The organism is Streptomyces sp. W1SF4, assembly GCF_003950035.1.
Classification (GTDB): Bacteria; Actinomycetota; Actinomycetes; order Streptomycetales; family Streptomycetaceae; genus Streptomyces; species Streptomyces racemochromogenes.
This window is the reverse complement of sequence record NZ_CP034350.1, coordinates 7,251,755-7,272,878: the sequence shown is the minus strand read 5'-3', so window position 1 is coordinate 7,272,878 and position 21,124 is coordinate 7,251,755. Positions and strand designations below refer to the sequence as shown.

The following is a 21,124-nucleotide window of genomic DNA, read 5'->3' as shown; positions in this document are numbered from 1 at the left end:
CCTACGCGAGCGCGGACAACCCGTGCTCCGGCTACCTGGTGACCGGCGCCGGCACGCGGGTGTGGGTGGACGCGGGGAGCGGGACGCTGGCGCAGTTGCAGCGGTACGTCCGGCTGGACGGCCTGGACGCCATCTGGATCTCGCACCTGCACGCCGACCACAGCGCCGACCTGCTCACCGCGTACTACGCCGCGCTGTACGCGGACATACGGCTCCCCGCGCCCATCCCCCTCTACGCCCCGCCGGGCACCGCCGACCGGCTGGCCCACTTCCTCACCAACACCTCGACCCGCAGCCCGGTCGAATCCGCCTTCGCCGTCCACGAGCTGTACGACGGACACCGGGCCCGGGTCGGCTCCCTCACCCTGACCAGCCGGGCCGTCGCACACGGCATGCCGGCCTTCGCCGTCCGCGTCGACGGGGCGGGCGGCTCGCTGGTCTACTCGGGCGACACGGCGCCGTGCCCGGGCCTGACCGGCCTGGCCGAGGGGTGCGACGTACTGCTGTGCGAGGCGGAGAGCGACCGGCCGCCCACGGACGGCGAGCCGGTGCACCACACCCCGGAGCAAGCCGGTGCCACCGCCCGCGCCGCCGGCGCGGGCCGGCTGATCGTCACCCACGTCGGCCACGCCCTGACCCCGTGGCAGGCGCTCACCCGCGCGGCCACCCGCTTCGAAGGCCCTGTCGACTGGGCCGCCCCGGGCGCCGTCTTCCCGATCGGCTAGGTGTGTTGTCCCGGGGCGTGGGTGGCACGCGTGCTGGGTGCTTGGAATGGGTGAGGGCTTCCGGGTGCGGTGTGGATCGCGATATCTGCACCGAGTTCATGAGGCCCTCGTGGTCCACCGCAATGCCCCGCTGACCGAGACCGGACGACTGCGGCTGGCCCGTGTGGCGGGCCGCGGAACGCTTCCAGGTCAGCCACACCACCAGCCCCGCAAGACGCCCGCCGAGATCGCGTCGGAAGTGCTGCGCCTGCGGCGTTAACACCGCATCGGTCCGGTGCGACTGGCGGTCCGGTGCCGCATCACGGCGTCCACCGCATCCTCCAAAGACACGTCCAGCCGCCGGCGAACCCGTCCGCCACTACGAACGCGCCCGCCCCGGTGAACTGGTCCACATCGACGTCAAGAAGCTCGGCCGCCTCGCCTGCACCGAGGACCTGCCCGACGAGACCGCACCCACCTGCACCGGCTTCCTGGCCCGAGCCACCGCCCACTTCGCGTCCCCGGGCATCCCCGTCGAACACGTCCTGACCCACAACGCCTGAGCCCACACCAAGAACACCTGGCGCCAGAACTGCCAGGAACTGGACATCAGCCCCAGGTGGACCAGGCCCTGGCACCCGCAGACCAACGGCAAGCCCTACACCGGCATCGGCGGCCAAACAACCGCCAGCCGCGGCACCAACCTGCTCGTGCTCAATACACCGAAGCCGTGTCTTTCGGATCAGGTCGCTGTTGGCCGTGGCGGTCATCATCTGTGCCTCGCTGGCAGGCTGTGGCGGGACGCCCACCGTCGAGGACCATCCCGGCAACGCCGGGCTGCAGGGGCCGGGGAAGGCAAGGGCCGCGGGCCGGGTCATGACGCAGCCGGTGCTGGAGGCCGCTCTCCCCCAGGGCATCAACCTGCCCAGGCTCACAGGGAACGGCGGCGCCGCGGTCCACGCGTGGGACATGTCGAATCCGGCGATCTGCCAGTCGGAAACCTGGCTGGACGACGAGTGCGCCGACGCCCTCGCCCTGGGCATGAGCGGCCTGTCCGGCAGGAACGAGCGGATCGTCATCCGGTTGATGTCCTTCGACGACGAAGCCACGTCCAAGGCCCATTTCACCAGCCGGGGCACACCCGACGAGGTGGGGACCGACCCGCCCGGTGACGCCATCGACGGCTACGAGCTGCCGGCCGGGGCCGGGGGCTGGAAGGGGAAGGGCATCAGGGTGCGGCAGGGCACGGTCATCGCGAAGATCGAGTACGCCTGGGCTCCGGGGTACGACGTGCCGAACCGGGCGATGGACCTCGCCACCATGGTCGTGGAGCGCCTCAAGCAGTCCGGGAGCGGCAAGAACCCGACCGCCTCACTCCGGTAGGCCCGAGCCGAAGGAGGCCCGTTCCGCGCCGTCCCTCCCGATCGCAGGGGACGGTGGCGGGGACGGCGCGGGAGGAGCAGCCGGTGTGCTTCGTGCCGTCGAAGGAGTACGGCAGGCTCCACCCGTCGGACGGACACCTCGCCCGCGGGGCCCGCGGACACCTTCAGGACGGTCAGCCCCGTGATGTGCTAGCCGGTGCTGCTGGACGTACGAGTGGCCACCGGTGGCGCTCCTGTAGGTGACCAGGCCCAGCCCCCGTTGACCGACGCGGTCGTCGAGGACGCCGAACGTCGGCTCGGTGTCCGCCTGCCGGCTTCACTTCTGGAGATCCTGCGGGTCCGGAACGGCGGTGTGGTGGCGGACGCGTGGAACGCGTTCCCGACCGAGGTGCCGACGTCGTGGAGCGGGAACCTGGGCATCGGTCGTCACGACGGCCGGTTGTCGATGCTGGACACGGCCTACCTCGCGGAGGAGTGGGGTTTGCCCTCGCCCCTGGTGCTGCTTTCCGGGGATGGCCACTGCTGGATCGCCCTCAACTACCGGGGCTGCGCGGTGGACGAGGAGCCGTCCGTGACCTGGTTCGACGTGGACGACAGCTCGGAGCTCCCGCTGGCTGCGGACTTCCGAGCGTTCGTCGAGCGACTGACCGCGGCCGCGGCGTTGGACCTCGATCACCCGGACGGCACCCCGCCGGCGTCATGAACTGGCTCCGGCGGAACCCTGGGGTACGGGGTCAGCGTGTGCTGCCCGGGCGGACGGGCATGTCAGACTCCTCGGGCATGCTCGACGGCATGGACGAAGACGCCTTCGGGCAACTCATCGAGGACTGCCGGCCCAGCACGCCCGATCCCGACGGCCACCTCGAGTACGACCACGGCTTGGGCGGGGACGCCTTCCTCTGTACCGGGCCGCGACCCCGCGGCCTTCACCCCGCACGCCACCGGCCTCGTCTGGGCGGAGAGCCTGCTGTGCGCGCCGGACCGGGCGTACGAGCGCATCACCGGGGAGGGACGCGACCGCGACACGCGCTACTCCTACGAGTCGGGCTCGAACACCGAGGGCTGGGCCGGCTGACCCGCGTCATCCCGTCAGGGCGGCACGTCGGCGAGCACTCGAGCGTGACCTTCACGTCTGCGTCGGCTCCTGATCGTTGTGTTCCTGCTCCTGCGCCCAGGTGGCCGCCCATTCGTCGAGCGGACGGAGGGCATCACGCAGAGCCGTCCCCAGCCGAGTCAGCTCGTAGCCATCCGCCGAGGAGGCGATGATCCCGCTCGACGCGAGTTCGCGGAGCCGCTGGTACAGGACGCTGGACGACAGCCCGTCGCACCGTGCCAGCAGCGCGCGGGCGCCGAGCGGACCCGCCCGCAGTTCCCAGAGGATGCGCAGCGCCCACCGACGGCCGAACAGGTCCATCGCGGCCATGAGGGGACGGCCGGTCGTCGATCCACGAACCGGTTCTCCGGGGCGTGGTGTCGGCATGACCCTCCTTGTGTTTCGTTATTCGAAACACTAGCATCCGCTCGGCGTTTCTGATTCCAAAACGATTCGATGGGAGCGCCGTTGCCGCGGACGGCCCTGCTGGAACCACCATGCACCGACCGGTCCGACGCATCCCCGCGCGCACGATGCCAGCTGACGTCCCTGAACGGAGACCGAAATGCATAAGCTCGTCGTCCTGTATCCCGAGCCCGCCGACCCTGACCACTTCCGGGACTACTACGTCACCAACCATCTCCCGCTGGTCAAGGACTGGCCCGGCCCGCTTGCGTGGCGCTACAGCTTCGACGTGGCGGCGGCCGAGGGGGAGGCACCGTATTTCGCGGTCTTCGAGGCCGACTTCGCCGACGCCGCCGCCATGGACGCGGCACTGGCCTCGCCGCACGGCCAGCGGTTGTCCGCCGATGTCCCCAACTACGCCACCGGCGGTGTGGTCATCATCAACTATCCGGTACAGGACGGCACCGGCTGAGTCGGGCAGTCGGGCTCGCTCCGGACGCGTTCGGTGCACGTCTGCGGGCTGCCGGCGCCCGGGAGAACGGCTCGGCACGCCGGACCGTGCGTGGGCCGGGTCAGGTGAAGGTCGGGCGGAAGGCCCCGTACCACCGCCGTTCGGGGTCGAAGGTGAAGCCGAAGTAGTTCCGGTAGAAGGTGAAGTGCCGCGTGAAGTGGGGGTGGACGCGCATCAGCGGGCGGGGGCCGGCCGGATCGGGTTCCGCGAACGTGCCGATCAGCGCACCGAACGTGGTCCGGCCGGAGGCGACCGCGAGGGCGTGGGCGTAGGAGCCCAGCAGGTGCCTGCGGACGTACTGCCTCAGGGCGCCGAAGGGCAGCTCCACCTTCCGGGGGTCGGTGAACTTCAGCCGCAGCATCAGTTCCAGGTCGGCGACGTTGGCCGGGGTGAGGGTGGAGAAGACCAGGACCTTGTCGTCGGCGAGGCCGGAGGACCGGTAGTCGGGGTGGAGCTCCAGCTTGTGGAGGATCTCGTTGACGTTGGGGGCGGACGCGCACCCCCAGCTCCAGTTGACGGCGTCGGGGTGGTAGGCCGCCCGGAACGCGGCGAGTGCCTGGGGCTCCATGTTCGCCGCCCTGAAGTCCTTCGGCCGGGGGTCCATGTCGTCGGGGTCGCGCAGGTCCGCGCCCAGGAAGCGGGTGCGGGTCGCGGGAGGATCGCCTGGGACGTCGTACTGGCCGTCGTCCCAGCTGTCCACCAGGACCGGTCCTCCGGCGTGGCCGTGGGAGAAGAAGCTCAGCTCCATGAGGGTGCCGGGCTTGCGGATCCCGATCTCCTGCACCGCCGCGTAGACGTCCAGCGCAGACATCACGCCGACCTGACCGTCCTTGAAGGCATTGCCGTCGTAGTGGGCGCGGGTGACCCGTACATGGGTGCGCAGCGCCGCGCGCGTCTCGGTCCGGTTGCCGCCCGGGTAGGTGAAGGTGCGGACGACGTTCTCCCCGTTCCCCACGTCGAGGATCTGGAAGACCAGGTCCTCCTTCGCCTTGTTGGCCGCGAGGTGTTGCTGGACGCGGTTCTCGCAGTACGCCCGGAAGGGCAGGCTCTTGGGCGGCTGCGGGTAGCCGGCCACCAGGATGAAGTGCTTCACAGTCCCGGGGCCTCGACCCACTCGCCGTCGGCGTTCTGCACCCAGCGCGGCAGCCGGTCGTCCGCGCGCAGCCGCACCAGGTTGGTGGGGATGCGTACGGTCCACGGGTCGCCCTGGGGGATCTCGTCACCGGGACGGTCCAGCCGTTCGGCGATCTCGTCGGCGATCGGCAGGTAGAGCGGGCTGGACACGGTGGGCAGGGGGCCGCCCTTCCACAGTTCGCCGAAGTTCATGAAGTGGTCGACGGCGCCTTCGAAACCGAGCCGGGCGGGGACCGTGACCCGGCAGAATCCCGCCTTGAGGAACTGGTTGAACAGCGGGTCGGGGTCGTCGTACGCCAGACGCTCGTCCCACTGGTCCTTGCGGCCCCAGAAGTACGGATACGCCACCCACGTCAGGTGCTCCCACTCAAAGGCCTGCTCGAAGAAGCGGACGTAGGCACCCTCCGCCTCGGCCTCGTCCACATCGATCTGCGGGATCTGTCCGGGCGGGGCGTCGGTGGCGTCGAAGAGGTCGAAGTGCTGCTTGGTCAGGATGCTGACGCAGTTCTTGCGCAGCTCGTGCGCGATCAGCTCCTGGTTGGCCGCCGGGTTGCGGCCCTCGATGGCGACACCGGCCTCCAGGGTCAGCGCGGCGACCTTCTCCTCGTACTCCGCCAGCCGCGCGCTGTACGCGGTCATCAGCTTGGCGTGGGTCTCCGCCCGCCACTTCTCCATCGCGCGCTCGGTCCGACGGCACTTGACCTCGATGGCGACCGCCACCTGGGAGAGGCGGAAGGTGTCAACGGCGACCGGGATCGACCCCGTCTCCCCGTCCAGCATGGTGATCCACACCCAGCTGTCGGCCGGGGCGAACCGGTGGGTCCGGCGGCCCACGGCGACGTCCAGGAAGTGCTTGCCCTCCCAGATGTTGCAGATGTGGGCGACCGAGCCCTGGAACGCCTCGTAGCCCTCGTCGATGGTGATCTGACCGGAGTGGTTGTAGTTGGTCCTGCTGTCGCCGCCGCCCGCCTTGTAGTCGAAGGACTTGGTCAGGTAGCGCTCGGGCGGCGGTACGACGTCCGTCGCCTTGTACTGCTGCACCCAGTAGTGGTAGTTCGTCTCGGTGATCTTGTGGGCCTTGAGGGTGAAGGCGGGCGGCTTGTCCACGTGGACGGCGCTGCCGTGCGCCGACTGAAGGGTGTGGATGAGGAACGCGGCCGGCTCCGGGATCATGAAGTCGAACATGGTCCGCAGCCCGTAGTTGAACATCTGCGCCCGGTAGACCTTGTTCACCCACTGGTAGATGCCGGAGATGTGCCCGGTGCCGGGGCTGTTGTCCAGCGTGTGGGTGTTCTTGTCGGTGACCTCGGTGGTGATCCGCAGACTGGTGCGGGACAGCACCCGTTCGGAGACCCTGCTCGCGCTGCGCTGGGTGACGTCCTGGGAGAAGGTGGACGCCGACTTCGTCGCCTCCTCCTTCGACCGGGAGACCGATCCCTCGGCGGACGCGGAGAACTCCACCGTCGGACCGTACTTGCCGGTGACCGTCAGCCCGGCCTTGAGCGCCGCGTCCTCCTTGATGACGGCGCTGGTCTCCCGGCTCATCTCGAAGCGGTCGGTCGACTCCAGCTCCCGTTCCTCGGTGGTGATCGTCTCCGTCTCCGTCAGCGTGATCCGCTCGGTCTCCTCCCGCCGGGTGTGCTCGCGGTGCTTGGTCTCGCCCTTGAGGACGTTCTCGATGTGCGCGACGTCGGCGCCCTCGTACCCGATCAGCTGCTGGCGCACCACGAGGAGGTCGGCGATGCCGGACGGCTTCACGCTGCCCCGGGTGGCCGGGATGCGGCCCGCCTCCAGCGGGATGTCGTCGATGGGGTCCAGGTCGCCGATGGTGATCGCGTTCCACACGGACGGCAGGGGGGTGGACGTGGTCACCAGCGTGCCGCCGATCCGCCGTACGCTGCGCGCGACCGGCGTGCCGTACAGCTGCTCCAGCTGTGCGGCCGTACGGTCGGCCTCGTTCTGCAGGAGGGTGACGACGCGGTCCAACGGCTGGGCCGCCACCTCGATGCCGCGAGCGGTGAGCACGGCACGGGTGGCCTCCGACAGGTTCCGCACCGCCGTCGGATCGAGCCGGAAGCTCAGGTCGTGCAGGTTGGCCGGGGTGAACCCGGGGCTGCCCGCGAGGAGGTCAGGCCTGGCGCCGAAGACCTGCCCGGCGAGCTGTGCGGCGCCGGAGACGATGGTGGGGTTCTGGGGAGTGGGCTCGGGATCCGCGGCGGCGGCGGGCGGGGGAGGTCCAGTGTGTCCGGACAGGGCGGCCAGGTTGGCCTCCGACAGGCGGGTGTGGAAGTTGATCTGCCGGGTCAGTTCGGCGGGCGGGGTGTGCTCGGTCGGCGGTAGCTCCCGGTCGGACGAGTTCTGCGGGGTGATGTTGAAGTGCTCGCCGCTGAGCTCGGCGAGCTCGACGATGACCGTGCCCAGCTTCTTGAACTCCGCGAGGAGTTGCTCCGCCCGCTCGCGCCGCGACCGGGCCGCCTCGGCCTGCTTGCGCCGCTGCTCGCGCTCGGCCTCGATGGTCGAGGTGACCGGTTCGAGGCCCGTCGCGCCCGGCAGCCGCAGTGGACGCCGACGGGCCTCCCGCAAGTCCCGCGCGGTCGCGGGGAACGCGGGCTGCGAGACCAGGCGGGCGACGATCTCCAGATGGCGCAGCGCGCGCACGAGGTCCTCCAGCGGCCGGGTGTGCTCGCTGGGCAGGTACTTGATCGCCAGCACGCTGTCCCGCAGGCGCGCCGCGGCCTCCTTGTACGGCGCCCCCTGCACGAGTTCGGCCGGCGCAGCCCCGTACGCCTCCCGCACGGCGGCAGTCACCGTGTCCCGCAGCGTGGGCGGGAAGGGCGCAGCCCCGGCCGGCCCGTCGGCCGCCCGCGCCCCGTCGGCGTGCTCCGCCGCTCGGGCGGAGGCGAGGGCCGGCATCCGGTCCAGCGCCGTCGCGAACCTCGCCGTCTGCGCGGCCAGCGGAGCCTGCTCGGGCCGGGCGAGGAACAGCGGGCCGGCGACGTACGCGCCCACCACCCGCCGCAGCGCGGCACGTGGTTCGGCCGCCCCCAACGCCGCGGCCAACTCCTGCTGGAAGGGCGTCTGCTGGGCCAACTCGATGCTCGGGTGGTCTGCGTCCTGCGCGACCGGGGGCCGCAGCAGGGAGAGGCGGAAGAGAGGCTCCACGGCGAGGCTCCTGTCGGGTGGCGGTGCACCCCACGGTCCTCCCCCTCGGCGCGAACCACCTTGCCCCGAGCCGAAGTTCACTCGCGTGAGTGGCCACACCCCGCGAAGAACCGTTCCGTCCGACGACCGGGAAGCCGACCGACCGGGGTCGGCTGTGATCGATCCGCCTCCCGCGACCGGTCGACCTGTCCTCCGCGGTTCGGAGGTCCGGCTGCGTGACCTGGCCTACAGCTGCGGGCTCACGGAACGAGCGGCCGGGGCTGCGGGACGCGAACGCCGAGGGAGGGGACCGCCGCGGGCGACGAAGACCGGAGCGGCCGCTACGGGGCCGGCCACCCGTTGCTCGTCATCTCCCCCGTGCCACGGCCCGGTCGAGACCGCCCGTGCCCGAGGTCGACGCCGCCTCGACGCCGCTGCCCTGGCGATCGGGACTCAGGCCGACGGCCGGACCTACCGCTTGTGGCCGTTCCCGTGTCCGTCCGGATGCAGGACCACCTTGGTCCAGCCCTCGTGACGGGCGTCGAAGTGCTCGTAGGCGGTGGGGGCCTCGTCCAGGCTGAGCTCGTGGGAGACGACGAAGCTCGGCTTCGCCTTTCCGGCGGCGATCAGGTCCCGCAGCGCCCGGTTGTACTTCTTCACGGGCCTGTCCCGTACCCATGCGCTGGCCCTAGAACCACATCATGCCGAAGTCGATCGGGACCTTGCCCTGCGCCTCCAGTTCGCCCTGGGCCTCCGCGCCGCCGGGGTCCTGGGGCAGGAACACGCCCACGACCCCGATGTCGCCGGTGAACCTGACCGAGTCGATCAGGCCGTTGAGCGTGAGGCTGGCGTCCTCGTGGCCCTGGGGGTCGTGGGCCTGGTAGCCGACGCACTCGCAGCCGTTGTCGGCGCCCAGACCGAGGGTGGCCTCCTTGATGACCTCCGCCGGGTTCTGCTCCGCGGTGTTGATCGCGATGGCCCCGATCTCCTCCGCGATGCGCAGCCGGTCGGGCTGGTGGTCGGCCACCCAGACGCGGCCGGCGCCCTTGAGGAGGGCGGAGTAGGCCGCCATGAGGCCGACGGGGCCGGCCCCGAAGACGATGGTCTGGTCGCCCGGCTTGACGTGGGCCATCTCGGTGGCGTGGTAGCCGGTGGGGAAGATGTCGGCCAGCATCACGTAGCCGGTCTGCCGCTCGGCGGCGTCCTCGCCCAGACGCAGCGCGTTGAAGTCGCCGCAGGGCACGCGCAGCAGCTCTGCCTGGCCGCCTTGGTAGGGGCCCATGTCGGCGAATCCGTAGGCGGCTCCCGCGAGGGCGGGTTCCGGCTGCATGGTCAGGCAGTAGTTGGTCAGACCCTGCTCGCACTGCTTGCAGAAGCCGCAGGCGATGTTGAAGGGCAGGACCACGTACTCGACGACCTGGACCTTGCGGACCGCGGGGCCGACCTCCACGACCTGGCCCATGTTCTCGTGTCCCATGGCGCGGCCGGTCTCGGACGAGGTGCGGCCCTCGTACATGGGCAGGTCCGAACCGCAGATGTTGGTGGTGGTGATCTTGACGATGATGTCGCAGGGGTGCTCGATCTTCGCGTCCGGTACGTCCTTCACCGTGACCGTTCGCGGTCCTTCGGATACCGCTGCCTTCATGACGACTTCCCTTGACGTTGCGGCACGGCGGTGGGGTGGAAGGCACGGAGGACCCGACTCTCGCACGTGCTGCGGCGGGGGCCGTGACTCCGGCGCGCCTCTGGGAGCCGTTCAGCTCGGTGAGGGAAACGGTGCTTGCGCGGCCTGCCCGAGCAGCTTCGGCACTCCGGCGGCGTGCCATGCGCGTACCCGTCGGCCCCGAGGAGAAACAGCCGTGCACCGGCCGATCAGCGGCTCGGCTTCGGCCCAGCGATCACCGGTCGCTCCGGGGCCCACGGAACCGGGCACCTCCCGTGGACGGGCTACGGACGGCCTGCCTGGCTGCCCAGGGCATCAACCTGACGGCGGCCTCATCACGATGCCGGCGCACGCGCGGGTCTTCACGGTCGAGGGCCGCGTCCGCCGCCGTGTCAGGTGTCGGTCGGCGTCAGGCCCGGGTAGATGTCGTTCCAGCGGTAGCGGCGACAGCGGAGGTGGAAGTAGACGTAGCCGGCCGCATAACGCTCCACATGTGGGTGCTGGTCGTCGGCGGCCAGGGCCAGGAGGCGGTCACGGGCGGCCAGGCCGCCGGCGAGGGTGCGGCGGGCGACGGCCTGGTAGGGAATGCCTTCGCGCATGCTGATGCGGTAGAGCCTGCTGCCGGCGAAGTCGGTTCCGTCGAGTGCCTCCTTGTAGCAGGACAGCACGTCGTTGAGGTCGTTCAGGAACGTCACGCCGGAAGGCAGTGCCGCCGACCAGAAGGCCCGGTTGCCGCAGGCGTCCAGGCCCGGGTGGGTGAACTGCAGGGAGACGAACCAGAACTGGGAGAAGCCGTTGTAGGCGCGGACGAAGTCGCAGTCCACGCCGTCGGACGCCTCGGGCGTGAACTCGGCCTCCATGAGCACGCCGATGAGGGCGTTGCGGAGGAAGCCCCGGTAGACCGCCAGGAAGGCCGGCTCGCAGAACGGCGCCAGTTGCGCGAACACGTGCCGCAGGTAGCGGCTGGCCGGCCGGGAAGGGGGCCGCTCGGGCAGCAGAGCCTCCTGCAGGACCGCCTCGGCTCGGCCGGCGCGCGACTGCACAGGTCGTCGAGGAAGGTGCCGAACACCCAGATGCGGTCGAGTGCGAAGGCGAGATCCTCATCGGCGACCGGCACCATCAGGCTGCGCATCACGGTGATGGTGCGGATCGTCGCCGGCGGGACGGCGAGCCCGAAGGCCTCGAACTCGGCGGCCAGCAGTCCGGCCCGGGAGCGGGCCCCCTCCTGATCCACCACCGGCTCGTACTCCAGCGCGAACGCCACCAGAGCGTCGAGGAGACCGGAATCCAGCAGGCCGGCCATCATCGCCCGGTGCCGTGGGTCAGGGACCGCACCCAGCCCGTGTCGCTGTCTGCACTGCAGCGTGTCGATGCCCGGCGGCCGCGGATGCCGGATCAATCGGTGCGCGGTCAGGCTCACACCCTGTCCTTCCCAAGAGCGGCGGCCGGCACCCCTGCCCCGCCATCCGCCTCCACCACCATGTCGCTCCGGATGATCACACGGCGGACCGCCCGCCACCCGCGGATCCGAACAGACCCACCCCGAAACGGTGAGGGCAAGGCGCAGCGGTTGACAGCGGGCCCGTCCCGCGTCCACGGAGGCCGGACGGGACGTGGTGTGGTGCAGGAGCACGGACAGGGCTGAACACCCCTCCGACGGACCGACCGGCGGCGTCCGCGGCGTTCGGCCCGCAAGGCGGTCAGGCGGTGTTCTCCTCCCGGTCCGGCGGTGCACCGAGTACTTCGAGCACGGTCGCGGCGATGCGTTGCTGGCCGGCCGGGGTGAGGTGGAGGCCGTCCTCCTCCAGGTGGCCCTGTGCGGCGGCCCGGGTGTCGATCGTGGTTTCGGGCTGTGCGAGCAGGAATTCCGCGACGGTGTCGAGGTCCGTCCCGGCCCAGGTCAGGCCCGCGCGCTGGAAGTGTACGTACTGTGCGACGCGGCCCGGGTCGACACCGGGTGGGGTGAGCCAGATCCAGCGGGCCCCGGTCCGGCGGACCGCCACGTCGCGCAGGGCCAGCAGGGTGCGGTGGGTCTCTGCGGGGGCGACGAGCGGGACTCCGTCCAGTCGCTGGGCGTCGTTTGCCCCCAGCATGCACAACACCCAGTCGGGCTGGTGGAAGGCGAGCTGCGGGAGGTTCGCCAGGGCCTGGGTCGTCGTGCTGCCGGATACGGCCGCGTTGGTGCAGCGGACGCCCTCCGGGAGGAGGTGCCGCAGGATCTCGAACCAGGAAAGCCGGTCGGCGGTGGTGCTCTCCCCGACGGCCACCACGTGCTGGCCCGGCCGGAACGGCAGTCCTGCACGGAGTGCTGTCGCGCCCGGATCGGCCGCGAGTGCGGTGGCGGCTGAACGGTTCCGTTGCTCGAAACCGGCCAGGCGCGTGTGGTAGCCGGTCCGGTCGAGGCCGAACAGGGCGGCGAGCGCGCCCTCGTCGGGGGTGGGGCCGAGGTGTCGCAGAACTCTCTCGGGCTGGTGGAAACGGAGCATCCGTTCCGCCGGATCGGGGGCGGTGTGGGTCATGTCGGTCAGCCCTCCGTGCGGACGCGGCGGCGCGGCAGCAGGAACCCGGCCGCAATCAGCCACAGCAGGCCGGCGAACCGGGCGATGGGCAGCAGCAGGGCGGCGGCTTGGGTCAGCAGGACCAGGGTGGACAGTTCGGCGAGGGCCGCGATCACCAGGCCCGACAGCGCCAGGGCTCGGGGCAGCAGGCCGGCGAGCAGTCCGGGTACGGCGATGCCGGCGATCAGCAGGCCCAGCAGGACGACGTGGGCGGGGCCGCCGAGGCCGAAGGCCAGGTACTGCAGGGCCCGTACGGGTTCGGCGCGGCTTGCGACCTCGGGCCGGGACAGCACCCAGGTGACCAGTCCGGAGCAGGCGAGGAAGGCTGAGGCGAGGACCCCTCCGGCGAGGGCGATGGTGGCGCCGGGGGCGCGGACCCCGAGCTTGTGCAGCCGTGCCGAGACGGTCGCGGCGTAGATCGCGAGGGGCACGGAGGCCGCGAACTGCAGGGCCCCGGAGACCTGGACGGCGCCGGTGTGGTCACGGAAGTAGGAGGTCACCGTGTCGGTGGGCCCGAAGGGCGAGGGGAAGGGGTCGCCTCCCGCGAGGAGGGTGCTGAGCACGAGTCCGGCGAGGAAGAGCGCGGTGAAGACCGCGGCGAGGACGCCGGGTGGCGGCCCGGCCTGCGGGTCGCGGCGGTTGTGTGCCCGAGGGGTGACGGTGTCCGGGTTCGCGGTCACAGCAGAGTCCATTCTTTGAGCTGAATCGTTCAGTGCAGTGAATCATTGCCTGTGGCTTACGATAGGCGGGTGGACACTCCCCCGCAACCGCCTACGACGGACCCCGCCCCGGCCACCGGGCCGCGCGGAGCCGCGTTCCTCCTCGCCCAGATCGGCGCACACGCCGCCTCGCGCTTCGCCGAACGCGTCGGCCACCTGGGGCTGGTGCCGGCGGACGTCGGGCTGCTCCGCATGATCGCCACGCGGCCGGGGCGCAGTCAGCGGGCCCTCGCCGAGGACCTGGGCGTCGTGCCGAGCCGCGTCGTCACGCTGATCGACAATCTGGAGGGCAAGGACCTCGTCGAACGGCGGCGCAGCGCCGAAGACCGCCGCAACTACGAGCTCCACCTCACGGCGGAGGGCACACGCACCCTCGGCGCGGTCTCCCGTGCCGCCGCGGCCCACGAGGACGCCCTGCTCGCCGCCCTCGACCCGCAGCAGCGCACGTACCTCTCCGACCTCCTCGCACGCGTCGCCACCGAGCAGGGTCTGACACCTGGGGTCCACCCCGGCTACCGCAACCGCGGCTGAGAGCCGCTCGGGCCTCAAAGCCTCCCGCGTGTACCCGTCGCGTGCGGGCAGCGGCGGCCTCGGAGGGGTGACCTGCGGCTTCGAACGGGCGGTGGTTCATTGCCCTGCTCTCACGCCCCTCGGGGAGCCATGCACTCCCGACTGCTGCTGCTCCTACCGGCAGGCCGGAACCCAGCCCTGTGCGTGCCCGAACCATCGCGAAGACGCCTCATGGGCGGGCGCACCGCGCGCGGACGGTGCGCGATCGCGTGGGCTCATCTGCCGAACATGAAGAAGCGGGCGGGGACGAACATCTCGTGGCCCGTGGTGAAGCGGACGCGGACTCCGTCCTGCGTCCATGCCGTGGACTCGATGCCCTTCTCCGCCACGGTGGTGTCGACGTCCAGCCAGTGTCCGTAGGCGGCACCGGTGTACCGGCCGGCCACGATCCGGTAGGTGTCCCGACCGGACGGGGTGTGCCGGTGGACCAGTTCCAGGTAGTGCTGTGCCTCGTCGGCGTAGACCACCGAGGAGGGCGCGGTGCTGCGGTACGTCACCTCGGTGCGGGGCCACCACACCACGGTCAGGAACACGGCTGTGAGCACAACACCCGCGACGACACCCAACAGGACCAGGACGACCCCGGCCGGCCGGCGGGTCCGACCCCTGCGCTCGTCGGTGAACGTGTCGATGGTGCCCTCCAGGCCGTCGTCGCTCCGCGAAGGAGGACGCGAATCCGGCCCGCCCGGTTGAGCCGGCGGCGCGGTAAGGGCCCGGCGGCGGCCTTGTCGAGGATCCCGTAGGCCGAACGGTGGGGCTGCTCGGATCGGCTCCCTGCCGGAGGCCGGCGGGGGGACCGTAGCTGCCGTCGGGTCGTGCGCCCGGTGCAGGGCGTGCCGGTCGGGTGACCTCGCCCTTCCGAGCGGGCATGTTTCAGGCATATTCGATGGCGCCTGTGGCTTCGTGTGCGGCATGACTCCTCTCCGCCGCCCCCGCTGGTCCCGTCTGCTCCTGCTCTGCGTAACCGCCATGGCCGCACTGCCCCTGGCGAGCGCCTCCGCCACCGGTGTCTCCGCCGCCCCGTCCGTCACCCGGGCCCCGTCGCCCTCGGACGGCGACGGGCCGGAGGTGCTCCGTGACCGCATCGTCCCGCTCGCACTCGACGACTTCCGGACGTTGTGCACCGCAGCCCCGTTCGGCGCGCCGCGCGAATGGACCTTCGGCTTCTTCGACAACGCCCGCCTCACCGCCGTCGAGGACGGCATCGACGACGACGGGGGCACCCGCACCTGGTCCGGCCACGTCAAGGGCAGGCCGGACACCAGCGTCATCGTCTCCCTGCGCGGTGTCTGCTCCACCGGCAGCACGCAGCCCGAAGGGACCGTCGTCGAGGTCGTCGCCGACCTCGGGGAGCACGTGTACCACCTGGAGACCCTGCCCGGCCGCCCCCTGCGTGCCCGCATCACCGAGGAAGACCCGGCCAAGCAGCCGCACCACGCTCCCGACGAGCTGGCGGTGAGTCCGTCAGCGCGCACCGCGCCCCGCCACTCCCTCGCCGGACGGGCAGCGGCCACCTCGCAGGACCCGGCCGTCATCGACGTCATCGCCGGATACACCCCGCTGGCCGTCCAACGGGCAGGCAGCGCGCAGCAGGTCGTCAACACCATCCACTGGGCCGAACGCAAGATGAACGAGGCCCTCGCCGACAGCGGTGTCCCGGCCAGCATCGACATCATCGGCACCTACAACACCGGCTACACCGGCAACAACACCTCCTCGGTGATGTGGAGCAAGCTGAGCAACCCGAACGACTACGAGCTGGGCAACACCGCCGCAGATCTGCGCCGCCGCTACGGCGTCGACCTGATCACCGTCGTCAACAGCGTTCCGGGCCAGTCCTCCGGACAGGGCAGCCTCCCGGTGCGCGGCAACTTCCACGACAGCCTCGCCTTCTCGGTCGTCGACTACGACTCGCTCACCGGCTGGTACAACCTCGGCCACGAGATCGGCCACAACCTCGGCCTCTTCCACGACCGGCGGACCCTCTCCCAGCAGGTCCCCGACGGCAGCTGGGTCAACGACCTCAACACCCCGTACGGGACGGGCTGGATCACGTCCGACGAGGAGCACACCTCCCTCATGGCGTACGCCAGCTCCTGCCGCCAGCCGTGCCGCACGGAGAACCTGTACTCCGACCCCGGGCTGAGCATCTACGGCCAGCCGCTGGGCAACGAGAGCAACGACAACGCCAGGCTCGCCCGCCTCACCACTCCCATCGTGGCCGGCTACCGCGCCCTCACCGTGCCCCGGACCCGTTACGCCCTCACTCTGGAGAGCTCCGACGGCGGCAGCGTCCGTCCTGCCGTCTACGGCCCCTACAAGCCGGGCACGGTCGTCGCCGTCACCGCGACCCCGGCCGCCGGCCACCGCCTGGCGGCCTGGATCTACGACGGTCGCCAGTACGGACCGACCGAGCAGGTCAACGTGACCATGGACGCCGCCCATACCCTCAGGGCAGTCTTCATCGAGGCCTGAGGCCGGGGGCAGGGGGCCGGGGGCAGGGGTGCAGTGGTCGCAGGACCGGCCGCCCACACCCTCCCCCCTGGTCGCACGGCACGGCACGGCAGCGGGGCGGGCGCGGCCGGTCACCGGCGCCGGGACCCGTCCGGACCGACGTACCACGCCTCTCCCGACGGACTCGGGACTATTCGAAGGTCGTGGTGCAGACGACGATGATCGCGATGAGAGCGATGAGAAAGATAGTCCTGGACGTGCGGCCGGTGAGGGCTCGGTACCGTCTCGCGTAGCGGGCCGCGGGCCGGGCGACGTGCGCTTCCACCAGCGGGTCTGCCACCCGGGCACCGCCGTGCTGTTCGTCGTTCATGACGTCTCGCAGGAGCGTCACTTCCCGCCGGAAGCCCTCGTCGCCGAGTTCCTTGGCGCTCAGCTAGGGCAGCAGGAACCGTCGGCCGTCAACGCGATAGGCGTAGGCGACGTCCTGCGGCCTGTGCGGGCCCACGGCGGCGGCAGGGGGCGTGACCTGGCGGATGTCGTGGAGGTCGGCCCAGACCAGACGCTTCGTCCTCAGCCCGGACCGCCAGGAGACGCCGTACTGGTCGGCGGACGTGAAGCCCCGCGGCGATAGCGTCACAGCGAACAGGTAGCCGGCCACGCTCACAACGGTGACCGACAGCTGAAACGACAAGGGTTCCCCTTCCGATGGATCCAGCGGCCCCATCCGGACGCCCTGACCGCCTCCGGACAGGGACACGGCCCTCGGCGTGCTGTCCGGGCTTCCCCCGGCTGGGCACCCGGCCGCCGTCACCGGCGACCTCGCGTCATGCTGGCGCGAGGGCTATCGCGCCGTGCGGGCCGGGCTCCGCTGCCGCTACCCCCGCCACCCGTGGCCGGAGGAACCGGCCGCGGCCGAGTCGACCCGGCGGCTCAAGCACGCCCAGCCGGGGAGCGCTGCGGGCGGCCCGGGGTCAGCCGCCACCCGAGCCGACCGAGGCCGAACCTCCCGATGTCCAGCCGGAGTTGGGCAGCGGCCGATCGCGCGTGCTGCGCTCGGTGCGCAGATACACCACGACCCCCGCCGGGCCGAGCAGGTCCTTCAGCGCGTCCGCGAGCCGCTGCGGGTCACCGCCGAACGGGAGCTCGAGCCTCTCCCGGACGTCCCGCAGGACGAGTTCCAGCGCGAGCGTGGAGACGGCCGGCTTGTGGTCCCCCTGGTACGGCTCCACCACCTTGTGCGTCAGCCGCACCTGGCGCAGGGTCGTGACGGGCAGCCAGTCGTCCGGCCCGGCGCCCCTGACCAACCGCAAGGACGCGGGCACCCGGGCCGGCGCGAACTCCACCCGCAGGATCTCCCGGGCCCGGGAAGAGGCCGCCGCCAGCCAGCCGATCAGGTACTCCAGCCCGACGATCACCCCCACCACCACGAACACGGTCGACGCCCGCGCCCCGGCGAGCGCCATCCCGAAGGCGACGAGCAGGGTCAGCACGCCCAGAGCGAGCGGAATGAACAACGCCGGCCCCGCCGAGGTCAGCACGTTCCACGTCCGCCCGGCCGGCCCGACGCGCAGGACCAGATCCGTCGAGTCGGGGCCTTGTCTCAGCAAGGGATCGGTGGCCATGCCTCCAGCGTAGGACGGGTCCGCAAGAGCACCTTGTGTGAAGCTCAGGAACGCCTTGCCCTCCCCCGAGCCCGCGGGCCAGGGCACGGCAGGACAGGTGACGGCGGGGGTCGTCATCGGTCAGCGGTCACGGGCCGGTCGGCTGCCCGGGCCGACCGGTGACGTGCAGCCGGGGGTGGGGAGCTGAGGAGGGCGGCGAGCAGGAGGTCGGGGACGAGTTCCGGGAGGCGCTGGGCGGCGGTGAGGAGGCGGGGGTGCTGTCGGGCCGGCAGGGACAGCGCGAGGCTGGAGACCTGGCCGGGGACGCCGAGGGGTACGGCAGCGCAGACCACCTCGACGGAGTACTCGAGCAGGCTGAACCGAGCGCCGTGCGGCCCGCCTTGGTCAAGGTCCGCGAAGAGCGCGAAGGGGTCGGTGATGGTGCGCGCGGTGAGGCTTGTCGCGGGATGGCGGGCGAGGTGGTCCATGCGGGAGGCGTTGTCGAGCTGGGCGAGGAGGCTCTTGCCGATGGCGCTGGCGTGAGCCGCAGCCCTGAAGTCCACCCACTCCTGCGCCGGCGGTGCCGACTCGCTGGACGCACAGTGGACCACACGGACATCGCCGTCCGTGTAGTCGTTCAGGTAGACCGCGGCGCCGACATCGTCGCGGAAGAGGGCAAGGGCCCGGTGGAGCAGCCGGTCCCCGGAACGGTCCGGCAGCTCCAGCGCCGGCCCCGGGAAGTGAACACCCGCGCGGGTCGCGACCAGTTCCTGACGGCGGAGCCATTGCAGCAGCCGCGCGGTGGGATCCACGGGCAGCCCGGCCCGGCGGGCCAGTGAGCGGGTGTCGACGCCACTCGCGCCGACGACCAGTGCTACGAGATCGCCGGCTCGCCGGACCGCTTCCCACGACGCCGGTACCGCCGCGACGGGGCGGTGGTGGAGCATGTTCGTGCCGCGCCTCGTGATGCGTGGCAGGCAGGCAGCCGCGTACGTCCTGGACGCGGCATGGCTGCCGTACGGGGCTGACGGGTGAACGGGGCACGGCCGTCTCACCCGGCTCCACGCGTCGAGCCATGGCTGCTGGTGCACCTGTGCCACGTCGCAGCCGAGCAGGAAGGCAACCATCTGCCCCGGGCTGACCGGAAGCTTCTGGCGGCGGAGGATGCCCCAGATGCTGCTGGGGGCGAGCCATACCCCTCCGCTCTTGCGCTGCATCTGCCGGTAGGGCGGGGATCCGGCGTTCCGGTGAAGCGACACCAGTGCACCGTTGAGTTCGCGCTGTGTGAAGAGCCGAGCGGGCTCGATCACCTCACGGGTGGGAACGCCCGACGGTTTCTCGCAGGCCCGCCGGCGCAGAGCCGTCGCCGCCGCGACATCCTCCTGCGTGGCCCCGCAGGCGGTGAGGAGCCCCGTGACGGTCGCCAGGGTGGGGACCCTCCTGCCGGCGGCGGCTCGCTGGAGCGTGGCTGCGGAGATGCCGGTCCGGTGCGCCAGCTCCCTGTAGGTCAGAGCGGCCCTGCCACGGGCTCTCCGCAGCAGGACGGCCAGCGCGGAGCGGTCGGGATCGGTCCGGTCCACCGGACTCTCGGGTCGTCCCACTGCCGGACCTCACTGGCTGATGCGCAGGACAGCCGAGGCCAGGCCCGCTGCGATCCGGCGGCCCCCGCCGACGACGATCTGTGCGACGTCGAGGGCCGCGCACGCTGCCAGAAGGGGGATGATCCGCGACGTCGGCATGCCGGCCAGGGCCAGTACCGTCCCCAGGACGGGGAACGTGACCGGAGCGGCAACGTACGGCGGGGACAGGCGGTGCGGTCCGGGCTCCTGGCGGCCGGTGGCGGGCCGGTCGCCGGGTGGGGGCGTGATGGCGTCGGTCGGCATGGGGGCTCTCCTCTACTTGTCTACTTGCACGCGGACGCACGTCCGCCTTGATTCCCTGGCTGCAAAGGGGTTACCGAGAGGGGAAGTTGGCGCTTCCCGGGCCGCACGGTACCGAACCTCGGCGGGGCGCCGGGCCGCAGATCGGGAAGGCGTTTGCGCTGCTCGGATTGGCTCACGTGCGTTCGCGGGGCCTCGGCGGCACCGCAGTCCGAGGTACGGATGGGGCCGTGCGGTTCACCGGCCCCGCGTACGCGGCCGCTACCAGGCACGATCCGCTGTGGCGCCCCGGCGAAGGACCCGGCAGCCGTCCGCGCGCCGCCTGTCACGGGCCCGTGCGCGTTTTTGACTCACGGGCGTTCGGACCGGGTTGAGATCTGGGCCGGGACGAGGGAGGCTGTCGAAGCTGGTTGCCGAGGCAACCTTCGATCCCTCTGCCTGCTACTGGCTGCAACCCGTACGGAACAGGGACTCGGGCAGTGACCATGTTGGCGCGTGGCCTGCCGGTCGAAGCGGTCGTCCCGGGTACCCGGGGCGGCTGCTTCGTACCGTCTTCCCTCACGCCAGGGGCTGGGGGCGGCCGGGGCGTCTCGGTTCCCGACCGGTCTCGGAGGCCTCAGGAACGGGGTGCGTGGGGCCTGTCCACCGGCACCGTGCGCGCGTTGTCGATGTACAGGTGCAGGTATCCGTCGTCCGGGCACCTCAGGCCCACCGAGAGGCTGCGGATGCGCTGGTCGTCGGTGAGGGTGAACGAGATGGCCGTCTCGAACACCCCATGACCCTGGGGGCACCGGCAGACCTCCTCCGGCAGGATGCGCGGTCCGGGCGTGGACGGCGGGAGCGGGGTGTAGGAGGGTTCCAGCCTCCACGGATGCTGTCCGGGGAAGCCGTCCTCCCAGCCGTCGGACACTCCCAGGGGCAGGCAGCAGCCGTAGCAGAAGCACTCCCTCGCCACTACCTCGAACTCCTGCGCCCCGCACCAGCGGCACACCACGAACACGGTCTCGGCCGCCCCTGCATCACCCTCGGACTGCTCGGCGGCACGGCTCACCGTGCGCAGCAGGGCTCTGCCCCCCTCCGCCTCGTCCGTAGGCCCCGCTGTCCATATGCCTTCGCTCCCCATACGCGGATCCTCGCACGGCCGACACCCAGTGCTGTGGCGGTGTGGGCACAGGCGCGCGGCGCAGGGGGGACGCGGCAAGGGTGACGCCCGGGCCGATCGTCAACATGAGGCCCTCCTGAAGGCCGGATCGGCGCTCTGCCGGCGGAGCCAGGCGGTGAGGGGGCCGGGCCTTGAGGATCGCGTACG

The 21,124-nt window shown here is 71.4% G+C and carries 20 protein-coding genes and 3 pseudogenes; 9 read left to right on the top strand and 14 right to left on the bottom strand.

Annotated elements, in window-relative coordinates:
• The 4 genes and pseudogenes from D1J60_RS33805 to D1J60_RS33785 all read left to right on the top strand — a co-directional run.
• Nucleotides 1-725 (top strand): MBL fold metallo-hydrolase (locus D1J60_RS33805; protein ID WP_241253513.1); only part of this gene is annotated, 725 nt, incomplete at its 5' end.
• Nucleotides 726-834: 109 nt separating this feature from the next.
• Nucleotides 835-1,426, top strand: a pseudogene (locus D1J60_RS33795) (IS481 family transposase); the annotation flags it as partial.
• A 154-nt stretch (nucleotides 1,427-1,580) separates the two neighbouring features.
• Nucleotides 1,581-2,087: a hypothetical protein gene (locus tag D1J60_RS37565; RefSeq protein WP_164720786.1), complete on the top strand. Its 507-nt coding sequence runs from the start codon at nucleotides 1,581-1,583 to the stop codon at nucleotides 2,085-2,087.
• Between the two features lie 258 nt (nucleotides 2,088-2,345).
• The gene (locus D1J60_RS33785; protein ID WP_241253512.1) at nucleotides 2,346-2,789 is read left to right on the top strand and encodes an SMI1/KNR4 family protein; all 444 of its coding nucleotides are present in this window, start codon (nucleotides 2,346-2,348) and stop codon (nucleotides 2,787-2,789) included.
• Nucleotides 2,790-3,212: 423 nt separating this feature from the next.
• On the opposite strand, the gene D1J60_RS33775 is transcribed toward D1J60_RS33785, so the two are convergent.
• Nucleotides 3,213-3,509: a helix-turn-helix domain-containing protein gene (locus D1J60_RS33775; RefSeq protein WP_125823758.1), complete on the bottom strand. Its 297-nt coding sequence runs from the start codon at nucleotides 3,507-3,509 to the stop codon at nucleotides 3,213-3,215.
• A 235-nt stretch (nucleotides 3,510-3,744) separates the two neighbouring features.
• On the opposite strand from D1J60_RS33775, the gene D1J60_RS33770 reads away from it, so the two are divergent.
• Entirely contained in the window at nucleotides 3,745-4,056 is a 312-nt protein-coding gene (locus D1J60_RS33770; protein WP_125823757.1) for an EthD family reductase, read from the top strand.
• Nucleotides 4,057-4,156: 100 nt separating this feature from the next.
• Here the strand turns inward: D1J60_RS33770 and D1J60_RS33765 are convergent, their stop codons facing one another.
• From D1J60_RS33765 to D1J60_RS33750, 4 genes and pseudogenes are all read right to left on the bottom strand, one after another.
• Entirely contained in the window at nucleotides 4,157-5,188 is a 1,032-nt protein-coding gene (locus D1J60_RS33765; protein WP_125823756.1) for a hypothetical protein, read from the bottom strand.
• Nucleotides 5,185-8,391 carry a hypothetical protein gene (locus tag D1J60_RS33760; protein WP_125823755.1) on the bottom strand — a complete coding sequence of 1,069 codons (3,207 nt, stop codon included), beginning with the start codon at nucleotides 8,389-8,391 and terminating at the stop codon, nucleotides 5,185-5,187. Before D1J60_RS33760 ends, D1J60_RS33765 begins: the two co-directional genes overlap by 4 nt.
• 450 nt (nucleotides 8,392-8,841) lie before the next feature.
• Nucleotides 8,842-10,015 (bottom strand): annotated as a pseudogene (locus D1J60_RS33755) (glutathione-independent formaldehyde dehydrogenase).
• 410 nt (nucleotides 10,016-10,425) lie between these two features.
• Nucleotides 10,426-11,076 (bottom strand): hypothetical protein, encoded by a 651-nt coding sequence (locus tag D1J60_RS33750; RefSeq protein WP_164721034.1) that lies wholly within the window; start codon nucleotides 11,074-11,076, stop codon nucleotides 10,426-10,428.
• Nucleotides 11,077-11,106: 30 nt separating this feature from the next.
• On the opposite strand from D1J60_RS33750, the gene D1J60_RS37560 reads away from it, so the two are divergent.
• On the top strand, nucleotides 11,107-11,262 hold the full coding sequence (locus D1J60_RS37560) for a hypothetical protein (protein ID WP_164721033.1): 156 nt from the start codon (nucleotides 11,107-11,109) through the stop codon (nucleotides 11,260-11,262).
• Between the two features lie 471 nt (nucleotides 11,263-11,733).
• Here D1J60_RS37560 and D1J60_RS33745 read toward each other — a convergent pair whose 3' ends face one another.
• Nucleotides 11,734-12,552, bottom strand: coding sequence for an SGNH/GDSL hydrolase family protein (locus D1J60_RS33745; RefSeq protein WP_125823753.1), 819 nt, complete (start codon nucleotides 12,550-12,552; stop codon nucleotides 11,734-11,736).
• A 5-nt stretch (nucleotides 12,553-12,557) separates the two neighbouring features.
• Nucleotides 12,558-13,271: a hypothetical protein gene (locus D1J60_RS33740; protein ID WP_241253511.1), complete on the bottom strand. Its 714-nt coding sequence runs from the start codon at nucleotides 13,269-13,271 to the stop codon at nucleotides 12,558-12,560.
• 69 nt (nucleotides 13,272-13,340) lie between these two features.
• Here D1J60_RS33740 and D1J60_RS33735 point away from each other — a divergent pair, with 69 nt between their 5' ends.
• Nucleotides 13,341-13,841: a MarR family transcriptional regulator gene (locus D1J60_RS33735; RefSeq protein WP_125823752.1), complete on the top strand. Its 501-nt coding sequence runs from the start codon at nucleotides 13,341-13,343 to the stop codon at nucleotides 13,839-13,841.
• 254 nt (nucleotides 13,842-14,095) lie between these two features.
• On the opposite strand, the gene D1J60_RS33730 is transcribed toward D1J60_RS33735, so the two are convergent.
• Nucleotides 14,096-14,413, bottom strand: coding sequence for a hypothetical protein (locus tag D1J60_RS33730; protein ID WP_241253510.1), 318 nt, complete (start codon nucleotides 14,411-14,413; stop codon nucleotides 14,096-14,098).
• A 379-nt stretch (nucleotides 14,414-14,792) separates the two neighbouring features.
• Here D1J60_RS33730 and D1J60_RS33725 point away from each other — a divergent pair, with 379 nt between their 5' ends.
• Entirely contained in the window at nucleotides 14,793-16,355 is a 1,563-nt protein-coding gene (locus tag D1J60_RS33725; RefSeq protein ID WP_125823751.1) for a reprolysin-like metallopeptidase, read from the top strand.
• Between the two features lie 169 nt (nucleotides 16,356-16,524).
• On the opposite strand, the gene D1J60_RS33720 is transcribed toward D1J60_RS33725, so the two are convergent.
• Nucleotides 16,525-16,704 (bottom strand): hypothetical protein, encoded by a 180-nt coding sequence (locus D1J60_RS33720; protein WP_125823750.1) that lies wholly within the window; start codon nucleotides 16,702-16,704, stop codon nucleotides 16,525-16,527.
• Between the two features lie 63 nt (nucleotides 16,705-16,767).
• Nucleotides 16,768-17,025, bottom strand: a complete 258-nt coding sequence (locus tag D1J60_RS33715; RefSeq protein WP_125823749.1) for a hypothetical protein — start codon at nucleotides 17,023-17,025, stop codon at nucleotides 16,768-16,770.
• An 88-nt stretch (nucleotides 17,026-17,113) separates the two neighbouring features.
• On the opposite strand from D1J60_RS33715, the pseudogene D1J60_RS33710 reads away from it, so the two are divergent.
• Nucleotides 17,114-17,263 (top strand): annotated as a pseudogene (locus D1J60_RS33710) (ATP-dependent helicase C-terminal domain-containing protein); the annotation flags it as partial.
• Between the two features lie 42 nt (nucleotides 17,264-17,305).
• Here D1J60_RS33710 and D1J60_RS33705 read toward each other — a convergent pair.
• The 4 genes from D1J60_RS33705 to D1J60_RS33690 form a co-directional block, all read right to left on the bottom strand.
• Nucleotides 17,306-17,956: a hypothetical protein gene (locus D1J60_RS33705; RefSeq protein ID WP_125823748.1), complete on the bottom strand. Its 651-nt coding sequence runs from the start codon at nucleotides 17,954-17,956 to the stop codon at nucleotides 17,306-17,308.
• Between the two features lie 113 nt (nucleotides 17,957-18,069).
• Complete coding sequence (locus D1J60_RS33700) at nucleotides 18,070-19,536, bottom strand: IclR family transcriptional regulator C-terminal domain-containing protein (RefSeq protein ID WP_125823747.1); 1,467 nt, start codon at nucleotides 19,534-19,536, stop codon at nucleotides 18,070-18,072.
• 9 nt (nucleotides 19,537-19,545) lie between these two features.
• Nucleotides 19,546-19,818 carry a hypothetical protein gene (locus D1J60_RS33695; protein WP_125823746.1) on the bottom strand — a complete coding sequence of 91 codons (273 nt, stop codon included), beginning with the start codon at nucleotides 19,816-19,818 and terminating at the stop codon, nucleotides 19,546-19,548.
• 613 nt (nucleotides 19,819-20,431) lie between these two features.
• Entirely contained in the window at nucleotides 20,432-20,866 is a 435-nt protein-coding gene (locus D1J60_RS33690; protein ID WP_164721032.1) for a hypothetical protein, read from the bottom strand.
• Nucleotides 20,867-21,124 lie beyond the last annotated feature (258 nt).